This window comes from Kribbella sandramycini (genome assembly GCF_013131805.1).
In the GTDB taxonomy this organism is placed as follows: Bacteria; Actinomycetota; Actinomycetes; order Propionibacteriales; family Kribbellaceae; genus Kribbella; species Kribbella sandramycini.
Window position 1 is genome coordinate 428,443 of the sequence record NZ_JABJRC010000002.1, and the last position, 19,000, is coordinate 447,442.

Annotated in this window: 17 protein-coding genes; 8 read left to right on the top strand and 9 right to left on the bottom strand. The window is 69.6% G+C overall.

Features of this window, described 5'->3' with window-relative positions:
• Positions 1-14: 14 nt before the first annotated feature.
• The 3 genes from HPO96_RS09540 (at position 15) to HPO96_RS09550 (ending at position 2,559) form a co-directional block, all read left to right on the top strand.
• Positions 15-980 carry an ABC transporter ATP-binding protein gene (locus HPO96_RS09540; RefSeq protein WP_171672987.1) on the top strand — a complete coding sequence of 322 codons (966 nt, stop codon included), beginning with the start codon at positions 15-17 and terminating at the stop codon, positions 978-980.
• Positions 977-1,816, top strand: coding sequence for an ABC transporter permease (locus tag HPO96_RS09545; RefSeq protein WP_171672988.1), 840 nt, complete (start codon positions 977-979; stop codon positions 1,814-1,816). Before HPO96_RS09540 ends, HPO96_RS09545 begins: the two co-directional genes overlap by 4 nt.
• Before the next feature lie 83 nt (positions 1,817-1,899).
• A complete protein-coding gene (locus HPO96_RS09550; RefSeq protein WP_171672989.1) occupies positions 1,900-2,559 on the top strand; it encodes an HNH endonuclease family protein in 660 nt (219 codons plus the stop codon).
• Between the two features lie 6 nt (positions 2,560-2,565).
• Here HPO96_RS09550 and HPO96_RS09555 read toward each other — a convergent pair whose 3' ends face one another.
• Positions 2,566-2,928, bottom strand: coding sequence for a MerR family transcriptional regulator (locus HPO96_RS09555; RefSeq protein WP_171672990.1), 363 nt, complete (start codon positions 2,926-2,928; stop codon positions 2,566-2,568).
• 60 nt (positions 2,929-2,988) lie between these two features.
• On the opposite strand from HPO96_RS09555, the gene HPO96_RS09560 reads away from it, so the two are divergent.
• The 4 genes from HPO96_RS09560 to HPO96_RS09575 all read left to right on the top strand — a co-directional run bounded on the left by HPO96_RS09560 (position 2,989) and on the right by HPO96_RS09575 (position 6,694).
• Positions 2,989-3,858, top strand: coding sequence for a polysaccharide deacetylase family protein (locus HPO96_RS09560; protein WP_171672991.1), 870 nt, complete (start codon positions 2,989-2,991; stop codon positions 3,856-3,858).
• A gap of 10 nt (positions 3,859-3,868) precedes the next feature.
• The gene (locus HPO96_RS09565; RefSeq protein ID WP_171672992.1) at positions 3,869-4,237 is read left to right on the top strand and encodes a hypothetical protein; all 369 of its coding nucleotides are present in this window, start codon (positions 3,869-3,871) and stop codon (positions 4,235-4,237) included.
• A 70-nt stretch (positions 4,238-4,307) separates the two neighbouring features.
• A complete protein-coding gene (locus tag HPO96_RS09570; protein ID WP_272954575.1) occupies positions 4,308-5,441 on the top strand; it encodes a PLP-dependent cysteine synthase family protein in 1,134 nt (377 codons plus the stop codon).
• The gene (locus HPO96_RS09575) at positions 5,438-6,694 is read left to right on the top strand and encodes an MFS transporter (RefSeq protein WP_171672993.1); all 1,257 of its coding nucleotides are present in this window, start codon (positions 5,438-5,440) and stop codon (positions 6,692-6,694) included. The genes HPO96_RS09570 and HPO96_RS09575 overlap by 4 nt, the downstream gene beginning before the upstream one ends.
• 1 nt (position 6,695) lies before the next feature.
• On the opposite strand, the gene HPO96_RS09580 is transcribed toward HPO96_RS09575, so the two are convergent.
• Genes HPO96_RS09580 through HPO96_RS09615 form a run of 8 tightly spaced genes read right to left on the bottom strand, consistent with a single transcriptional unit; the run spans position 6,696 to position 18,027 of the window.
• The gene (locus tag HPO96_RS09580) at positions 6,696-9,488 is read right to left on the bottom strand and encodes a BTAD domain-containing putative transcriptional regulator (protein WP_171672994.1); all 2,793 of its coding nucleotides are present in this window, start codon (positions 9,486-9,488) and stop codon (positions 6,696-6,698) included.
• Between the two features lie 58 nt (positions 9,489-9,546).
• Positions 9,547-10,221, bottom strand: a complete 675-nt coding sequence (locus HPO96_RS09585; RefSeq protein ID WP_171672995.1) for a TetR/AcrR family transcriptional regulator — start codon at positions 10,219-10,221, stop codon at positions 9,547-9,549.
• Positions 10,222-10,234: 13 nt separating this feature from the next.
• A complete protein-coding gene (gene asnB / locus HPO96_RS09590; protein ID WP_171672996.1) occupies positions 10,235-12,067 on the bottom strand; it encodes an asparagine synthase (glutamine-hydrolyzing) in 1,833 nt (610 codons plus the stop codon).
• 9 nt (positions 12,068-12,076) lie between these two features.
• On the bottom strand, positions 12,077-13,279 hold the full coding sequence (locus HPO96_RS09595; protein WP_171672997.1) for a cytochrome P450 family protein: 1,203 nt from the start codon (positions 13,277-13,279) through the stop codon (positions 12,077-12,079).
• An 11-nt stretch (positions 13,280-13,290) separates the two neighbouring features.
• A complete protein-coding gene (locus tag HPO96_RS09600) occupies positions 13,291-14,748 on the bottom strand; it encodes an ABC transporter ATP-binding protein (protein ID WP_171672998.1) in 1,458 nt (485 codons plus the stop codon).
• Entirely contained in the window at positions 14,745-15,533 is a 789-nt protein-coding gene (locus HPO96_RS09605; RefSeq protein WP_202885777.1) for an ABC transporter permease subunit, read from the bottom strand. Before HPO96_RS09605 ends, HPO96_RS09600 begins: the two co-directional genes overlap by 4 nt.
• Positions 15,530-16,501: an ABC transporter permease subunit gene (locus HPO96_RS09610; protein WP_202885778.1), complete on the bottom strand. Its 972-nt coding sequence runs from the start codon at positions 16,499-16,501 to the stop codon at positions 15,530-15,532. Before HPO96_RS09610 ends, HPO96_RS09605 begins: the two co-directional genes overlap by 4 nt.
• On the bottom strand, positions 16,498-18,027 hold the full coding sequence (locus HPO96_RS09615) for an ABC transporter substrate-binding protein (protein WP_171672999.1): 1,530 nt from the start codon (positions 18,025-18,027) through the stop codon (positions 16,498-16,500). Before HPO96_RS09615 ends, HPO96_RS09610 begins: the two co-directional genes overlap by 4 nt.
• Before the next feature lie 233 nt (positions 18,028-18,260).
• Here HPO96_RS09615 and HPO96_RS09620 point away from each other — a divergent pair, with 233 nt between their 5' ends.
• A complete protein-coding gene (locus tag HPO96_RS09620; protein WP_171673000.1) occupies positions 18,261-18,998 on the top strand; it encodes a thioesterase II family protein in 738 nt (245 codons plus the stop codon).
• Positions 18,999-19,000: the final 2 nt, after the last annotated feature.

The following is a 19,000-nucleotide window of genomic DNA, read 5'->3' on the forward strand; positions in this document are numbered from 1 at the left end:
AGAACGGAGAAGCGATGGCAGTCGCCGCCTCGCGAACGGCCACGGGCAACGAGGGCGCGGCAGCCGCCGAGCTCGCGATCGAGACCGTCGGTCTGCGCATGCGGTACGGCGCGAAGGACGTCCTGCGCGGAGTCGATCTGCAAGTGCCGCGCGGTCAGGTCATCGCGCTGCTGGGGCCGAACGGCGCCGGCAAGACGACGACGATCGAGATCCTGGAGGGGTTCCGCGGCCGGTCCGCGGGCGAGGTCCGGGTGCTCGGCGTCGACCCCGCCGACGGCGACGAGTACTGGCGGGCCCGGGTGGGCATCGTGCTGCAGTCCTGGCGCGATCACGGCACCTGGCGCGTCCGCGACCTGCTGCACCAGCTCGGGCGGTACTACACGCCGTTCAGCACGCCGGAGCGGTCGAAGCCGTACGGCGCGGACGAGCTGATGGAGCTGGTCGGTCTGACGGCCCAGGCGACCGCGCGGGCCGGCAGCCTGTCCGGTGGTCAGCGCCGGCGGCTCGACGTCGCGATCGGCATCGTCGGCAAGCCGGATCTGCTGTTCCTCGACGAGCCGACGGTCGGGTTCGATCCGCAGGCCCGGCAGGAGTTCCACGAGCTGGTGCACCGGCTGGCCAACCTCGAGGAGACCACCATCCTGCTCACCACCCACGATCTCGAGGAGGCCGAGAAACTCTCGGACCGGATCGTGATCCTGGCCGGCGGCAAGATCATGGCCGACGGGACGGCGGCCGAGCTCGGCCGGCAGGTCGCCGGGCAGGCCGAGATCAAGTACAGCGTGGCCGGTCAGGCCCAGGTGGACCACGCCGACGACGCCACCGCCCACGTCCGGGAGCTGTTCGCCCGGCACGGCGACGCGCTCGGCGATCTCGAGGTGCACAAGCCGACTCTGGAGGACATCTACATGACGCTCGTGCGCGAGTTCGAGGCCGGCCGGTGGACGGACGCCTCGACGCTGCCGGGGGTGACCCGATGACGCCGCGCGCGGTCGCCGTCAAGGCCGGGCTGGAGCGCGGCTGGGTCGAGCTGCGCAGCAAACTCGCCAGCCCGTGGGAGCTGTCCGGCGAGGTGTGGCCGTGGATCATCGCGGTCGGCGTGATGTTCGCGCTGCGGGACAAGAAGGTCCCGGGGACGGACTTCTCGATCGGCCTGCAGGCGGTGCCCGGCATCGTCGGCATGAGCCTGATCTACACCGGCCTGATGGGGCTGGCCCTGGTGCTCACCACCGACCGCGACGACGGCACCCTGCTGCGGATGAAGGCGATCCCGAACGGCACGATCGGCTACTTCATCAGCAAGGTCGTCAGCCGGGCCGGGATCACCACGGCCGCGCTGCTGATCATCCTGATCCCGTCGGCGCTGCTGTTCGGCGACCTGCGGGTGAACAGCGTGACGGCCTGGCTGACGCTGATCGGCATCATCCTGCTCGGGCTGCTCGCCACCCTCCCGATCGGCGCCGTCATCGGCGCGGTCTTCGGCAGCGTGCAGAGCCTCGGCCTGGTGATGCTGCCGGTGATGGGCCTGATCGCGATCTCCGGCATCTTCTACCCGATCACCGCGTTCCCCGAATGGGTGCAGTGGATCGGGCAGGTGTTCCCCGTCTACTGGCTGGGCCTGGGCATGCGGTCGGCGCTGCTGCCGGACTCGATGGCGATCGCCGAGATCGGCGGCTCCTGGCGGCACCTGCAGACGATCGGCGTCCTCGGCGTCTGGGCCGTGATCGGGTTCGCGTACGCGCCCGTCGTCCTGCGCCGGATGGCCCGCCGCGGCTCGGGGACGACGGTGAAGGAGACCGAGACCGCTGCGGCCTGAGGGCTGACAGATCTCGGAAGGAGTTCGCCCGCGGGTGCGGGCGCCGCGGTTACGGTGCGGGGAGTCGATGATCCGGAGGAATCATGACTTCCCGCACCCGTCGTTTCGCCACCGTGCTCGCCGCGCTGTTCCTCGGCGTCCAGCTTCATGCCGCTCCGGCCAGCGCGGCGTCCATCACCGCCAACCAGCTGCTGGCCGGTCTGACCGTCCGCGCCGAACACACGACCGGCTACAACCGCGATCTGTTCCCGCACTGGGTCGATGCCGACGGCGACTCCTGCGACACCCGCGAAGAGATCCTGATCGCCGAGTCGACCACGTCCGCGTCCGTGGGCGCGGCCTGCAAGGTCCTCTCCGGCAGCTGGACGTCCTGGTACGACGGCGCCACCTGGACGAACCCGTCGGACGTCGACATCGACCACGTCGTCGCTCTCAAAGAGGCCTGGGACTCCGGCGCCCACGCGTGGACCACTGCGAAGCGAACGCGGTACGCCAACGACCTCGACTACGCCTGGTCCCTGGATGCGATCACCGACAACGTCAACGCCTCCAAGAGCGACAAGGACCCGGCCCAGTGGCTCCCGCCCCTCGCGGCCACGCACTGCAGCTACGCCATCCATTGGCTGGCGGTGAAACACCGCTGGCAGCTCAGCATCGACACCACCGAGAAGTCGACCCTCACGAGTCTTCTCGCCGGTAGTTGCGGGCAGCAATCAATCCCCGAGCCGCCGCCGGGTTCCTGAGAGCTTTCAGCCGGCTGTCGTCGCGGTGCTGATGACGTCGTCCAGGATGGCGCGGGACGTCGTCAGGTCCGCGATCAGCTGGTTGATGCGGGCCCGTTCGGCGGTCAGCTCGCGAACCAGCTCGGGGGTGGCGTTCTGGTTGGGCGCGCCGTCCGGATCGCGCATACACGGGAGCAGCTGGGCGATTTTCTTGCTGTGCAGGCCGGCCGCCAGCAGCTCCTGGATCAGGATCACCCGATCGACGGCCGCCTCCGGGTACTCCCGGTGGCCGCCCGGCGTCCGGTCCGAAACCAGGAGGCCGTGCTGTTCGTAGTACCGCAGGGACCGTTCGCTCACGGCCGTCCGCCGAGCCAGCTCGCCGATGCGCATCAGCGTGTCCTCCTCGTGCGACTTGAATCTGACGCCGGTGTCAGATTTTACCGTGAGAGCATGACACGAGAGCCCTTCGACTACAGCCCCATCACCGAGCGCCCGCGCCTGACCTGGCCGGACGGCAAACGAGTGGCCTTCTACGTCGGTCTGAACGTGGAGACCTTCCTCCCGGACCGCGCCTCGACCAGCATCTGGCCGCTCGACCTGATTCCGGACCCGCTCAACCACGGCTGGCGGGACTACGGCGCGCGGGTCGGCGTCTGGCGGGTCATCGAGATCCTCGACAAGTACGGCGTCCGGGCCAGCACCCTGCTGAACTCGCTCGTGGCCGAGCAGAACCCGCAGATCATCAAGGCGGGCGTAGAGCGCGACTGGGCCTGGCTGGCCCACGGGAGCACGAACTCGATCCTGCACACCGGCCTGGAGCCGGCCGACGAACGCCAGGTGCTGACCGAGATCGTCGGCACGATCGAAGCGGCCACCGGGCAGCGGCCGCAGGGCTGGATGGGACCGGCGCTGACCGAGACCCTCAATACCCCAGCACTGCTGGCCGAGCTCGGGCTGGGCTACGTCCTGGACTGGACCAACGACGACCAGCCCTACCCGTTGACCGTCCCCGGCATGCTCAGCGTCCCGTACACGGTCGAGCTCAACGATCTCGGCCTGTTCCTGCGCGGGCTCACCGGCCCCGACTTCCTGCAGATGGTGAAGGACCAGTACGACGTACTCCGTGCCGACTCCGCGGACTCTGGCCGGGTGATGGCGCTCGCGTTGCACCCGTTCGTGATCGGCCAGCCGTTTCGGGCCAAGTACCTCGACCTGGCACTCGAGTACATCGCGGCCCAACCTGATGTCTGGCTGACCACCAGCGACGAGATCGCCGCGCACTACCGGACCTCGGCTTTGGCGACGCAAAACAGTCGCTAGGATGCATTGCGTGACCGATCTGGGGAACGGCAACCGGCGCTGGTTCGCGCTGTCGTTTCTGGCGGTCCTGACTGTGGCGCTGGGCATTACCGCCTGGTGTGGCGTCGAACCACATCACCACGATGGGCACCCGCCGGCCGAGGTCGTACTCTCGGCGGCCGGTGACACACCTGGCCACGCCGATCCGCACTGTGCTCCGATCGAGCAGCTCGACACTGCGGCGCCGGCTCAGTCCGATACGACGAATCCGGCGCCGGCCGCGGCCGCTCCGGTGCTCTGGTTCGCCGGTCCGGCCCTGCCGCGCGGCGACGTCCGCGGAACGGCCGTCGCCCGGCCTCCACAGTCACCGACCGCACTGTTCTGCCTGCTGCGCATATAGCAACCCTTCGCCGGCCCTGCGCCGGACAGAGACCTTGATCCGCGGTTTCCTCGAAGGGGACGTACATCTGATGGACAGCACCACTGTTGCGCTTTCGCATGCCCAAAAACTCGAACCGACCACTGAGGCGATGGCGGTCTCGGCCGGAGTCGCCTGGCGCACTCCGGCCGGCATCGTCGGCAACACTCCGACGCTGTGGGTGGGCGACGTACTGCACGAGACCGGAACGGCGAACGGCTACTGGGCCAAGCTGGAGGGCCACAACCCAGGTGGCATCAAAGACCGGGCCGCGTTGCACATGGTCCGTTGCGCCCGGGCGCGCGGCGACCTGACACCAGGCGCCCGAATCGTCGAATCCAGTAGCGGCACACTGGGCCTCGGTCTGGCGCTGGCCGGTATCGTTCACGGCCATCCGGTCACGGTTGTCACCGATCCGGGGATGGAGCCGCTCGTCGTCCACATGCTGCGTGCGTACGGCGCTACCGTCGACATGGTGGCCGCTCCGCACCCAGAGGGCGGCTGGCAGCAGGCCCGGCGCGACCGCGTCCGTACGCTGCTCGCGGACGACCCGATGGCCTGGTGCCCTGACCAGTACCACAACCTCGACAACGTCGATGCGTACGCCGGACTTGCGGCCGAGCTGCTCGCACAGGTGGGCCGGATCGACGTACTGGTAGCGAGTGTGGGCACCGGTGGCCATTCGGCCGGGGTGTCGCGGGTGCTACGGGAGCGCTGCCCCGACCTGACTGTTGTCGGCGTCGACTCCATCCGGTCCACCATTTTCGGCCAGCCTGCGGGCAGCCGGCTGATGCGCGGCCTCGGCAGCAGCATCTACCCAGGTAACGTGGACTACTCGGCCTTCAGCGAGGTGCACTGGGTCGCGCCGAGCGAGGCCGTCTGGGTCTGCCGTCGGCTGGCCGCCAACGCCGGCACCACAGGTGGCTGGAGTGTCGGCGCAGTCGGGCTGGTCGCCGACTGGATCGCCCGGACGGCGCCGTCCGGGACTCGGATCGCTGCAGTGTTCCCCGACGGCCCACAGCGCTACTGGGACACGATTTTCAGCGACGAGTACTGCGATCGGCACGACCTGGCCGACGGCGCGCCCGCACTCGATCCGGACGAGCTGGCGCATCCGAAGGCCGCCGTACCGAGCCGCTGGACCAGGTGCGCCACGGTCATCGACCCGCGGGCGGGGGAGCGATGACCAAGCTCGTCGCCCAGTACCGGAGTATGCCGACAGCGACTCGGCTGCTGCTTCTGAACCAGTTCACGATCAACTTCGGTTTCTACCTGCTGATGCCTTACCTGGCACAGCATCTGGCCGGAACGCTCGGCCTGGCCGCTTGGCTCGTCGGTCTGATCCTCGGCGTCCGCAATCTGTCCCAACAGGGCATGTTCGCAGTCGGCGGCGCACTGGCCGACCGCCTCGGCTACAAGCCGCTGATCGTGGCCGGCTGCGTTCTCCGTACCGCAGGCTTCGGCCTGCTCGCCCTGGCGGACTCCGTCCCGGCCCTGGTGATCGCCTCCGCAGCCACCGGCCTGGCCGGTGCCATGTTCAATCCAGCCGTTCGGGCCTACCTGGCTTTGGATTCCGGCTCGCGCCGGATCGAGGCGTTCGCCTTGTTCAACGTCTTCTACCAAGCCGGCATCCTGATCGGCCCGGTCGTCGGCCTTCTGCTCACCGGCGCCAGCTTCCGCTTGACCTGTGCGGTGTCGGCCGCCGTGTTCGCCGTCCTGTCGGTCATCCAGATCCGCGCCCTACCGCGCCAACCCGCCACCACCCGCGGCGACACCGGTCTCGCCGGGCAATGGCGTGTCGTCCTGACCAACCGCCGCTTCCTCCTGTTCGCGGCCGCCATGACCTGCTCGTCCGTCCTGACCTTCCAGGTCTACCTCGCCCTACCCCTCGAAGTACGCCGAATCGGCGGCGACACCACCGGCTCGACCATCGGCGTCGCACTCCTCTTCGTCGCCTCGGGCCTCGTCACCGTCCTGGCCCAAACCAAACTCACCGCCTGGTGCCGCACCCGAATCCCACCCGGTTACGCCATGGCCGCCGGCACCGCCACCATGGCCATCGCCTTCCTCCCCCTCCTGGCCACCGCCCCCCTGACCCGCCCACCCAACCCGCTAGCCGCCTGGGCCCTGGCCATCCTCCCCGCCCTCACCGCCGCCATTCTTCTGGCGATCGGCACCATGCTCACCTTCCCCTTCGAGATGGACACCATCGTCACCCTCGCCCAAAACCGCCTTGTAGCCACCCACTACGGCATCTACAACACCATCTGCGGCCTAGGCATCACCGCCGGCAACCTTCTCACCGGCGCCACCCTCGACACCGCCCGCGCCCAAGGCCTCCCCACCCTCCCCTGGCTAGCCCTGGTCACCCTAGGAGCCCTCGGCGCCACCACCCTCCTAACCCTCCACCGCACCAACCGCCTGACCCCCACCCCGTAGGTCAGGAAGTGAGCGACCTGAGTAGCTCGCGGATCTGCTCGCCGCGAGGGTGAGCCTTGGGGAGGTGTCCGAGAGCCCGGCGGGCCAGTGCGACGGCGTCGTCGCGCCGGCCCGCGCGGGCCGCGACCCGGGCTTGGACCGCCAGCGCACCGAAGAGGGACGGCGGGGCGCGGAAGCCTTGGAGGCGCTCGAGTGCCTCGCCGGCGTGGAAGCCGGCTCTGGCGTCGTCGCCCAGTGTCTCGTGGAGTTCAGCCAGGTTCACCAGGTTGAGGGCTTCGAGGTACCAGTTCCCCTCCGAGCGGGCCAGGCGGACGGCGAGCTCCACCTGGGGCTTGGCGACGTCCAGCCGACCCAGCAGAAAGCTCAGCGCGCCGGTCGCCATCGGCAGGTGGACGCGGGGGAGTGGGATCGGCTCGTCGGAGGGCTGGGTGTACCGTGTGGCAGCCGCCTGGGCGAGTTCCAGTTCGGTGAGGGCGAGATCGAGATCTCCGCCGTTCCACAGCACATGCGCGAGGTTCGTCCGGAACCCCACCTCAGCGGCGATGTCACCGCAGTCCTGCGCGATCTGGATCGCGCGCCGGGTGCTGTCCGCCGAGCTGTCGGTCCGGCCCGCGCGCAGTTCCGCGACACCGTGACAGTTCCAGGTGAGATAGCGGGCCCGCGGATCACCCAGCCGTTCGGCCGCATCGACGGCGAGCCGGCTCGCCTCCACCGCCTCGGTCACCAGGTAGGCGCGGTTCAGGAACTTGTTCAGCCGCCACGGCAGCCGCCAGGCGTAGTCGTCGAACCCGTACGTGATCGCCAAGCGGATCCAAGCCGTGAAGTTCGGGTGCTCGGACCAGAGCCAGCTCATGGCGGCGGCCGAATCCGCGAACGTGAGCGGCTGATGCGCGGAGCACGCGAGGTAACTGCGGCTCTCGGCCGTGTCTGCCGCGAGGGCGGCATTCTGCACGGTGTGGAGATACCACTCCAGCGCTCGGCCGACAGCGGCCCGGCGCGTCTCCTCCGCGTCTGACTGAACAGTCAGCTCGGCGGCGTAGACGCGGATCAGGTCATGCCACTGGAACAGGCCGTGCTGAGCCTGCTGGATCAGGTTGCCCGCGCTGAGCTGGCCCAGCCGGCGCCGTGCCTGGACCGGGTTGCTGTCGAGCAATGCACACGCCGTCTGTACGTTGATCGGGACACCCGGTAACAGACCGAGGAGTCTGAAGAGCCGGGCGGTCTCAGGCTCCAGCGCTTCATAGGACCAGGACAGCACTCGACGCAGATCGCCCTGGTCGTCGTCGGGATCCGCGAACACATCCAGTGCGTGCTGGTCGTCTGCCAGGGCATTGACGAGTTCGGCGAGCGGACGCTCCGGCGTACGGCGGGCCGACTCGGCCGCTACCGCCAGTGCGAGCGGCAGCCCTGCGCAGCGGTCGGCAAGTTCGGCGACCGCGGGGAACTCGGCGGCGACGCGCTCGGTGCCCACCGCCGCGGTCAGCAACTCGACGGCGTGCGCTCTCGGCATCGGCGCGACCGTCAGATCGAATGCACCTGCTGTCGACCCGAGCGAGCGCAGCTGGTTCCTGCTGGTGACCAGCACCACGCTGCCCGATGACGGCAGCAATGCCCGGACCTGCTCGGCGTTGCGCGCGTTGTCGAGGAGCAGGAAGAGTCTCCGGTCGGCAGTCAGCGTCCTGAACAGCGCAGTCCGCTCGGCCGTTTCCGCCGGAATCTGGGCCGGAGCAACGTGCAATGCCCGGAGAAAGGCGAGTAGCGCGGCTCCAGCCGATACCGGTGTCTCGGCGGCGAAACCCCGGAGATCCACGAACAGCTGGCCGTCCGGGAACCGATCTTGGACACGGTGTGCCCAGTGCACCGCGAGCGAAGTCTTCCCAATCCCTCCAGGGCCGGTCAGCGTGACGATCGTCGGTCGGTTCGCGGGGGAGTCACGAAGGATCTCGTCCAGCCGGCGCGCTTCGTCAGCCCGCCCGGTGAAACGGCGTAAGTCCGGTGGAAGCTGCCTCGGAGGGCCGATCTCGGCCGCCGCGGGCGGTGCGGTGACGACCGGCTGGTCGGCGCTGTCGGCGATCAAGCGGGCGAACTCCTGCTGGAGCGCTGGCGCCGGATCGACCCCCAGTTCATCGGCGACCAGCGTCCGGACCTTGTCGTACTGCTCAAGCGCCTCGGCGGTCCGGCCGGTCAGCCGGAGAACCGCGATCAGTCTTGCCCAGAGCGGTTCCCGCAGCGGATGCCTGCTGATCAATTGCTGCAACTCGGTCGACAGCCCGCTGTAGCGTTCACTGGCCAGATCGAGGTCGATGCGTTGCTCGATTGCGGACAGGTAGATCTCGGTGAGCCGCGCGGATTCGCCGGTGGTGAGCCAATCGGATGCGGCGGCGCTGGTGAACGGCGTGTCCCGCCAAAGCTTCGCCGCGGTCTCGAGGAGCGTCCGCTTGACCGCGTCGCCGGTCTCCTGCTGCGCTTGCCGGACCAGGTCGGCCAGCCGTGCCGCGTCGACTCGATCGGGGTCGATCCGTAGCTGGTATCCGGCGGATCGGGTTTCGACGGCGTCGTCACCAAGCAGCCGGCGCACGCGCGCAATGTAGGTGTGGAGCGTTTCCTTGATGTGGCGCGGCGGCTCCTCGCCCCACAGCCGGTCCGCGATCACGTCGACCGGTACCGGGCGATTGGCCGACAGGGCCAGGATCGTCACCAAAGCAGCCAAGCGACGCCCAGGCAGCGTCACCACTTCTTCGTTCAGGCTGATTTCCAGCGGCCCGAGCAGGCGAATTTCGAGTACCTGGATCACCCCCTGCCGCCGACGCTTGGTCGACGGTAACGGGTGAGCGGTCCATCCGCCGATTGATTCAGGACAGTTGGGATTGGGCGCCGTCGAGGCAGAGTTGGACGGTGCGGGCGTAGGCGGCGGCGTCGGCGGCTTCCAGTTGGTGGTGGGTGGAGAGTTGGGCGCCTACGGCGGCGAGGCCGGGTTCTTGGAGGCGGTTGCGGTGGGCGATGAAGACTTTGCGGGCGGCTTGGCGTTCTTCGGGGTTGGCGGCGCGGTCGTCTTCGAGCTGGACGTGGAGGAAGGCGGTGCCGACCAGGAAGATGTAGATGTCGACGGCGTCGGGGCCGAAGCCGTCGCGGTCGAGGACGGTGATGCCGCGGTCGATGATGCGCAGGGCGGAGGGGACGGTGGGGCCGGAGAGGGACATGCGGCGGGCCACGCCGGGGTACTTGCGCAGGACGGTGCGGCCCTCGATCAGGAACTCGGTGAACCATTCGCGCCAGGACAGCTCGGCCGGGGGGCAGGGCATTTGGGCGACGACGCGTTCGCAGACGGCTTGGAGGACGTCTTCGCGGCTGCCGATGTGGTGGTAGATGACGGCGGTGTAGACGTCCAGGTCGGCGGCGAGTTCGCGCAGGCTCCAGCCGTCGATGCCGCGCTCGGCCGTCAGAGCCGTCGCGCGGGCCGCGATCTTGCGCGCGGTGATCGGCGGCAGGCCATCGGCCGAGCGGTTCCTGGACTTCCCACCTGACATGAGTTCCATGGTCTCACGACGTCAGTTGCAGCTTCGGGCGGTACAGATCGAACCAATGGTAGAGGTCGAGAACCCGTTCCAGGCCGAGGCGGGTGGCGCCGGGCAGCGTCGCCGCTTCATGGCGGACGGCGTCCCGCAGCCAGTCCGGGGAGACGATGTCGAACACCGGGCTGTTGGGCTCGGCGAGCACGTCGGCGGCCTGTACCTGGAGGGCAGCGCCGTACGCCGGGTCCTGCGGAGTCGGGTACGGGCTCTTCACCCGCTCGACGACGGACTTCGGCAGCGACTCGGCGACGGCCGCGCGGAGCAGGCTCTTCTCACGGCCGTCGAACGTTTTCAGCGCCCAGGACGTGTTGTACACGTACTCGACCAGCCGGTGGTCCGCGAACGGCACCCGGACCTCGAGCCCGACCGCCATCGACAGTCGGTCCTTGCGGTCCAGCAACGCGCGCACCAGCCGGGTCAGGTGCAAGTGACAGTTGACGCGCATCCGTCGTTCCAGCGGATCGGTCACCGTGTCCAGTTGCGGTACGGCGGCCACCGCGTCGGCGTACTGATCGGCGATGTAGCCGCCGATGTCGAGCGCATCGCGCAGCTCCGGCTGGAGCAGCGCCGTCCGGTCGGTGGTGTGCGAGTTCTGGAACGCCAGCCAGGGGAAGGTGTTCGCGTCCCGCGCGGCCGGATGGTGGAACCACAGGTACCCGCCGAACAACTCGTCGGCGAACTCGCCCGACAGCGCCACCGTCGACTCGGCCCGGATCGCCTTGAACAGCAGGTACATCGACGAGTCGATGTCGCCCAGCCCGATCGGCATGTCCCGGGAGCGGACGACGGCCCGCCGCAACTCGGGATCGGTCAGCGCGGCCGGATCCAGTACGACGTCCTGGTGCTTGGACCCGGTCCAGTCGACGACGTCGCGGATGAACGGCCCGTCCGGCGTACTGCGCATCTCGTCGGCGACAAAGCGCTCTTCCTGGCCGATGAAGTCGACCGAGAAGGTCCGGAGCGGTCCGTCCGTCGTGTTGCCGGCGGCCAGGCTCGTCACTGCGCTGGAGTCGAGCCCGCCGGACAGCAGCACACCGAGCGGTACGTCGGACACCAGTTGCTGGCCGACGACGCCGTCGAGCAACGAGCGAATCCGCTCGACCGTGGCCGATTCGCCGTCAGTGTGGTCCAGCAGCGGCAGCTCCCAGTAGGTTCGTTGCCGCAGGCCACCGGCATCGACCGTGACGACGGTCCCCGGCTCGACCTCGGTCATCCCCTTCCACAGCGACCACCCGGCCGCCTTGGTGAAGCCGACGAGCTCCCGCAGACAGTCGGTGTCGACGACCCGATCGGCGGCCGGATTGGCAAGAATCGCCTTCGGCTCGGAGCCGAACAGTACGCCGCCGTCGGGTAGCGGATACAGGTAGAGCGGTTTGACGCCCATCCGGTCGCGGACAAGCGTCAGCCGGTCCACCTGCCCGTCCCAGAGCGCGAACGCGTACATTCCGACCAGCTTCTCCGCCACCTGATCGCCCCAGGCGAGATAGCCGCGCAGCACGACCTCGGTGTCGCTGTTCGTCCGAAACTGGTGGCCGAGGGCAACCAGTTCGGCGCGCAGCTCACGATAGTTGTAGACCTCGCCGCTGTAGGTGAGTGCGACCTCGCCGTCGCTCATCGGCTGGACGCCGCCGACGGGGTCGATCACGGCCAGCCGGCGATGGCCGAGCGCGGCCCGCGGCCGGAGCCAGATGCCGCCCGCGTCCGGCCCGCGGTCGGCCATGGTCGCGGTCATCTGCTCGACGATCGCGCGCTGCTGGGTCAGATCGGCGCGGTACGACACCCATCCGGTGATGCCACACATGTCGGTCTCCTAGCGGACGTGGACGGGCAGGGTCTGCAGGGCGCGCATCGCGGTACTCGGTCGCCAGCGCAGCTCGGTCACCGGGACGGCGAGCCGCAGCGCGGGGAAGCGGTCGAGCAGTTTGCCGATGGCGATCTCGCCTTCGAGCCGGCCGAGCGGCGCCCCGACGCAGAAGTGGATGCCGTGCCCGAACCCGAGGTGGTGCCCACTGGTCGGTCGTGCGATGTCGAGCCGATCGGCGCCGTCGAACCGGGCCGGATCGCGGTTCGCGGCCAGCAGGGACACCAGGACGAACTCGTTGGCCGGGATCTCGACGTCCCCGACCTTGATCGGCTCGGTGGTGTAGCGCGGCGAGGACATGTTGTTCGGCGTCTCGTACCGCAACAGCTCCTCGATCCCGTTCCGCAGCAGGGACCGATCCGCCCGCAGCCGTTCGAGCTCGGCCGGGTTCGTCAACAGCGACAGGACGCCGCTGCCGATCAGATTGACCGTGGTCTCGTACCCGCCGATCAGCAGCACGAACGTCATCGCGATCAGCTCGGGCACGGTCAGCCGGTCGCCGTCGTCGGCCGCGTGCACGAGCGCCGAGAGCAGGTCGTCGGCCGGCTCGGCCCGCTTCTGCTCGATCAGCCCGAACAGGTACCCGCCCATCGCCGCCGACGCCTCGCCGATCTCCTTCGGCCCGGCGGTCGAGACCAGCGATCCGGACCACTGCCCGAAGCGATCCTGGTCCTCGACCGGAATCCCGAGCAGCTCGCAGATCACCGTGATCGGCAGCGGATACGCGTACGCCGGCAGCAGGTCGATCGGATCGTCGGCGGACTGCTCGATCGCGTCGAGCAGCTCGTCGGCGATCTCCTCGATCCGCGGTCGCAGCCGCTCGATCACGCGTGGGGTGAACGCCTTGTTCACGAGTTTGCGCAGCCGGGTGTGGTCCGGCGGGTCGGTGTTCAGCAGGTGCCGGGCCAGGTCGGGAGAGAAGGAGCTCGGCTCGCCGGTCGCGGCCCCGCGCAGTTTCTCGAGCCGGTCGTAGACCCCGTTGCTGCTCAGCCGCGGATCGGTGAGCAGTTCGCGGGCCTCGGCGTACCCCGTGACCAGCCAGGCGGGCATGCCGGTCGGCAGGACGACGTGGCGAACCGGCCCTTCGGCGCGCAGCAGTTCGGCGACCCGATGCGGGTCCTGGATGTAGTCGTCGGTGAGGACGGTCGGCATGGCGGTGCCTTTCACAAGTCGGTGTGGTCGATCAGCAGATGGCGAACCCGCTCCTCCGGCGATTCGCCCGGCGGCAGCAGATCTGCGGTTGCCCCGGTGCGAGCCACCCGCCCGGACGCGAGGACGAGCAGCCGGTCCGAGACGGACGCCGCGACGTCCGCGTCGTGGGTGATCAGGACGACGGCCAGCCCGAGCTCGGCCCGGAGCTCGTCGAGCATCCGCAGGATGGCGGACTGCGTGCTGCTGTCGAGGGCGGAGGTGATCTCGTCGCAGACGATCACCTCGGGCCGTGCGGCGAGGGCCCGGGCCAGCGCCACACGTTGCCGCATCCCGCCGGAGAGCTCACCCGGCAGCCGATCTGCGACCTCGATGGGTAGCTGGACGGCGTCCAGCAACAGCTTGATCTCGCCGTCGTGCTCGGCGGTCGGGAGGTTCCGCAGTCGCACCAGCGGTCGGGTGAGCGCAGTCCGCACCGTCTGTCGTGGATGCAGCGCCTCCGCCGGGTTCTGACCGACGAGCTGGATCGCCGCCCGCTCGGCCCGGGATCTGCGCCGGACGTCCCACGGCAGGCGTTCGCCGCGATGGGCCAGCGTCCCGGATGCCGGCCGATGCAACCCGGTGAGCACCCGGGCGAGCGTGCTCTTACCGACCCCTGACGCGCCGAGCACAGCCAGCAGCTCGCCCGAACGAAGCTCCAGGTCCACAGCACGCAGTACCGACGTATGCCCGTAGCCGGCGGTGACTCCGGTCGCCGTCAGCACCACCTCGCGCGCAGCGGTCGCCACCGGTGCATGCGAGTACGACGCCGTCGTCGGCTCGCCGATCGTGACAACGCGATCCACGACGGTCTCCACCGACGCGAGATCGTGCGTCACCCAGAGCAGGGAGATCCCGGCGTCCGACACCCGGCGGAGCTCGGCCACCACCTCGGCCTTGGCCACCAGGTCCAGCGCGGTCGTCGGTTCGTCCAGGACGAGCAAGCGTGGGTTGCGCGCGAGTGCGGCCGCGATGACAACCCGCTGCTGCTGGCCGCCGGACAGCTGATGCGGGTACCGCTGGGCAAGCTCGGTAGGCAGACCAACCCGGGCGAGGAGCTCGCTGACGAGCGCGCTTCGCTGCGGCCGCGGCACGCTCCGAGCAGTTACCCGGAGCAACGTGGTCGCGACCCGGGCATACGGATTCAGCGAGTTGCCTGGGTCCTGGCCGACGTACCCGACCAGCCCGCCGCGTAGCTCTGGCGGCGGTTGCGGCAGCGTTGGCCTGCCGTCGACGAGTACCTGGCCGCCGTCGTGTGTGACGCCGTCACGCAGGTGGCCGAGCACCGTCAGCGCGAGCGTCGTCTTGCCGGCTCCGGACGGCCCGGTGATCGCGACCGACTCACCTGGCTCAACCTGGAACGAGACGCCGTCGACGATCGCGCGGCCGGCAGCCGTGAGCCGCAGGTTTTGGACTTCGAGTAGGGCCGTCATGCGAGGAGCCCCCGGGAGTTCTGCGCCGCGCGATCCGACGCGAGGTTCGCCGCGACGGCGAGGAACGCGACGCCGATCACCGGAGCGAGCAGCGCGACCGGCTGGAGCGCGGCGCCCGGCAGTGCCTCGACGATCAATCGGCCCCAGTCGGTGTCGGACGCGCCGAGGCCGAGGAAGCCGGCCGCGGCGACCAGATAGACGGCCGCGACGAACCGGATGCCGAAGTCGGCCAGCAGCGGCCCGGCGACCAAGGGGAGGATCTCCCGCCCGAGGAGCCAGCTCCAGTTCTCGCCGCGGGCGATCGCGTTCTCCACATGCGCGCGCCCGGCAACCTGTGCCGCGGCCGATCGGGCGACTCGCGCGGACAGCGGAGCGCTGGTGATCGCGACCGCAATGACGAGCCCGGTCCGATTCGGCAAGGCAGTCAGGCACAAGAGCAGCAACAGAATCGGCGGTACGGCGGTGATCGCGTCCAACGGCCGCATCAACCATGCCCCGAGTCGTCGCCGACTCAGCGCCGCGACCAGACCGGTCAGCGATCCGGCCAGTGTCCCGGCCGCCGCTGCGGCCAGGCTGGTCAGGAGCAACGGTCGCCCGCCGAGCAGCAGGCGGGAAAGCATGTCCCGGCCGAGGTGGTCCGTGCCCAGCAGCGCCCGGCCCGATGGCGGTGCGTACGGCGGACCAACCGGATGTGTCGCGGTGTTCGGTGCGATGGCCGGCCCGATCAGGATGACCAGCAACAGCAGAAAGAAGAGCGCCCACCCCGCCTTACCCAGCCTGCTCACTCAGCACCTCCACCGGTCCGGAGCCGGGGCGTGAGCAGCACCATGGCCAGATCCGCGATCAGCAGCACCGCGAGGGTCGCTCCACCGAGCACGAGGACAAGTGCCTGGACGACGGCGAGGTCGCCGGTCTGCACCGAGGTGACGAGCAGTTCGCCGATCCCGGGGTAGCCGAAGACCTTCTCGACCAGTACGGCGCCGCCGATCATGCTCACCCCGGTCAGCAACCAGATCTGCACGGCGACCGGCAGCACGGCCGGTACGACGGCGGTCCGCAGGATCGTTCGCTCCGACTGCCCGCTCAGCCGCAGAAATTCGACGTACGGCGCGCGCAGAGTGCCTGCGGCGGCCGCCCGGATCACGCGCGTCGCGTAGGCGAGCCCGACGAGCAGCAGACTCAGCACGGGCAGGACCAGCACCTCCGAGTGCCGCACCGGGCTGGACCCGGCCGGCACCAGCGAAACGGCCGGCAGCAGCCGCAATCCGATGGCGAGGATCAGCACGAGAAATCCGGCCACCACGAACTCGGGGACCGAGAGCAGGAGCAGCGAGCCGGTCGAGATGGCGCGATCCGCGGGCCTGCCGCGACGCCGCGCGGCCGCGAGCCCGAACCCGAAGGACAACGGGATCAGGCACGCCGTGGCCAAGCAGGCCAGCAGGATGGAGTTGCCGACCCGGCCGCTCAACAGCTCGGTCACCGGTTGCCCGGCGGCCGAACGGCCGAGGTCGCCGTGGACGATCCCGGCCAGCCAGTCGCCGTACCGAGTCAGGACCGGCTGATCCAGCCCGAGCTCGGCCCGGACCGCTGCGATCCGCTCCGGGGTGGCGGTCGGACCGAGCCTGCTCGTGATCGGGTCGCCCGGTAGCAGGTCGACCCCGACGAACACGAGAAAGCTCAGTCCGGCCAGCAGAACGACGTTGCCGGCCAGCCCGGAAAGGGCGTGGCGCAGCAACGGATGGACGGGCCTCACGCCAGTCCGGCCCGGCCCAGGTAGGGGTACTTCTCCTGGCCCGCACGAGTCTCGACGCCCGCCACACTCTTCCGGGCGATACTGAGCGTGTCGGCCTGCCCCCACACCACCGTGTTACCGCGATCGGTCATGATCTGCTGCGCCGTCGCCCATGCCTTCGCGCGGGCCGGCTCGTCGGTCGCGGCGAGCGCGGCACCGAGGGCGGTCTTCAGCTCCGCGTCCGGCAGCCCGAGGGTCGGGTAGGCGGCCAGGCGGCTGTATGTGACCGGCAACGGCAGCGCCCCGATCGAGAACACGATCCCGTCGGTCTGCCCGAGCGCCTTGACGTCGAAGAATTCCGGTACGCCGACCTGGTCGATCTTCACCATCAGCCCGAGCTCACGCAGCTGCTCGGCGACCAGCTGCGTCGACGCGTTGTAGCCGATCTCGTACTCGGCCGTCCGGAACACCACGGTGGCGCCGGCCGCTCCGGCGTCCTTCAGCAGCGTGCGGGCCTGATCGACGTCGCGGGCCAGCGGCTCGCGGCTGTCGAAGTGCTTGCTGCCGGCACCGAAAAGATCGTTGCCCGGCGCACCGAAGCCGAGCAGCACGCTGTCCACCAGGGCCTGCCGGTCGATGCCCAGCCGGACCGCCTTGCGGGCCCGCGGGTCCTTGAACGGTGCCTTGGTCGCGTTCAGGACGAAGCCGAACCCGACCCGGCCGAGCGGCCCCGCGGTCCGGATCTCCAGCTCCGCGTTGCTCGTGCCGGTCTTGGCAATCGTGAACGGGATGTCGGTGCTGAAGTCGGACTGCCCGGACAGCACCGCGTTGACCTTGGCCTGCGGATCGGTGAGGCTCGACAGGACGAGCTCGTCGCTGACGGCGGTCTTCTCCCAGTACCGGTCGAACTTCTTCAGCCGGGCCTCGCGCCCGGCCGCGAACGCGTCCACCTGGTACGGCCCGGTGCCGATCGACTTGCCCGGTTTGACGATCTTGGCCGGGTACGACGCCAGCAACAGGGCCGGCTCACCGATCGGCTGCCGGGTCGGGATCCGCAGCGTCAGCGGCCCGGTGACGGTCGCCTTGGCGAAGTCGAAGTACGCCGAGAGCTCACTGGGATAGGCCCGCTCGGGTGACGACATGTAGGCGAACGAGGCCAGGACGTCGCGAGCGGTGAACGCCGTCCCGTCGTGCCAGACCACGTCCGGCCGGAGCTCGAGATCGAACGCGCCCTGCCCGGCGACCGGCTTCGCGGCCAGCGCCAGCGCGGCCTCGACCTCGTTACCGCGGAACCGGAACAGCGCGTCGTACATGACCTCGTGGCGGACCAGGTCGACCGGCGCGCCGCCGACGTACGGGTCGAGGGATTCGGTCGCGCCGCCGCCGGTGAAGACCGCGCGCAGCGTGCCGCCCGGCTTGGGCGTCGCGGACGCCGTCGCCTGCACCGGGGTCTGGCCGGAAGCGGCTGCGCCGCAGGCGCTGGGCAGTGCGACGGCCGCGGCGCCGAGACCGGCGGAGCGCAGCAGGACGCGACGACTGAGCGTCATCAGGGGAACCTCCGTGGCGGGGGAGAGGCTGGTGGGCGACAGCTCTAGGTGAAAATGATTTTCATAACCTATAGTGTCACCCGTGTGTTCGCGCAAGCCGCGACCGAGCGACGGATGGCTGTTGCACGTCGTTCAACGAGAAGTTAGGTTAGCCTATGCCCGAGTGACCGGCAACGGAGTCCGCCAGATTCCCGCCGTGCCGGCCGCCCGATCTGTCGAGGAGCCCAATCCAGATGCCCGCCGCCTGGTTTCGCTGTCGCACGCCCCGTCCGCAGTCGCTGGTTCGGCTCGTCTGTCTGCCCCATGCGGGCGGAACGGCGAGCTTCTTCACCGAGTGGGACCTGGGGCCTGAGGTCGAGGTGCTCGCGGCGCAGTACCCGGGCCGGTCGGACCGGATCGTCGAGCCCTGCCTGGACTCGATGACCGAGTTGGCGCCACGGCTTGCCGAAGCCCTGGATCCGTTGCTGGATCGGCCGCTCGCTCTGTTCGGGCACAGCATGGGCGCGGCCCTTGCGTACGAGGTGGCCCGGCTGCTGGATCGGCCGCCGATCCACTTGTTCGTCTCGGGCCGGCATGCGCCGGCCGAACTCGTGCCGGGCTCGCTCCATACTGCGACCGACGACGAGCTGGTCGCGGATCTGATGCGGCTCGGCGGCACCGAGGCCGAGTTGTTCGCGACTCCGGAGCTGCGGAACTTCTTCCTGCCGACGGTTCGCGCCGACTACCGGCTCGCCGAGACGTACCGGTGGCAGCCAGGGCCGGAGCCGAGCTGCCCGATCACGGTGCTGTTCGGGGACAGCGATCCGGAGGTCACCGCGGCTCAGGCCGAGCGCTGGCGGCAGCACGCGGTCCAGGAGTTCGCCGTGGCTGAGTTTCCCGGTGATCACTTCTACCTGGCCGGTGCCCGGGCCGCCGTCCAGGCCCGGATCGGGCAGGCGCTCCGCGGCGCGATCGTCGCGGCCGGTCGCTGACC

Coding starts and splice junctions, on each gene's coding strand:
- HPO96_RS09585 (WP_171672995.1), bottom strand. CDS start 10,221: ATGTCAGGTGGGAAGTCCAGGAACCGCTCGGCCGATGGCCTGCCGCCG.
- HPO96_RS09555 (WP_171672990.1), bottom strand. CDS start 2,928: ATGCGCATCGGCGAGCTGGCTCGGCGGACGGCCGTGAGCGAACGGTCC.
- HPO96_RS09615 (WP_171672999.1), bottom strand. CDS start 18,027: ATGACGCTCAGTCGTCGCGTCCTGCTGCGCTCCGCCGGTCTCGGCGCC.
- HPO96_RS09550 (WP_171672989.1), top strand. CDS start 1,900: ATGACTTCCCGCACCCGTCGTTTCGCCACCGTGCTCGCCGCGCTGTTC.
- HPO96_RS09600 (WP_171672998.1), bottom strand. CDS start 14,748: ATGACGGCCCTACTCGAAGTCCAAAACCTGCGGCTCACGGCTGCCGGC.
- HPO96_RS09595 (WP_171672997.1), bottom strand. CDS start 13,279: ATGCCGACCGTCCTCACCGACGACTACATCCAGGACCCGCATCGGGTC.
- HPO96_RS09620 (WP_171673000.1), top strand. CDS start 18,261: ATGCCCGCCGCCTGGTTTCGCTGTCGCACGCCCCGTCCGCAGTCGCTG.
- HPO96_RS09540 (WP_171672987.1), top strand. CDS start 15: ATGGCAGTCGCCGCCTCGCGAACGGCCACGGGCAACGAGGGCGCGGCA.
- HPO96_RS09570 (WP_272954575.1), top strand. CDS start 4,308: ATGGACAGCACCACTGTTGCGCTTTCGCATGCCCAAAAACTCGAACCG.
- asnB (WP_171672996.1), bottom strand. CDS start 12,067: ATGTGTGGCATCACCGGATGGGTGTCGTACCGCGCCGATCTGACCCAG.
- HPO96_RS09560 (WP_171672991.1), top strand. CDS start 2,989: ATGACACGAGAGCCCTTCGACTACAGCCCCATCACCGAGCGCCCGCGC.
- HPO96_RS09545 (WP_171672988.1), top strand. CDS start 977: ATGACGCCGCGCGCGGTCGCCGTCAAGGCCGGGCTGGAGCGCGGCTGG.
- HPO96_RS09575 (WP_171672993.1), top strand. CDS start 5,438: ATGACCAAGCTCGTCGCCCAGTACCGGAGTATGCCGACAGCGACTCGG.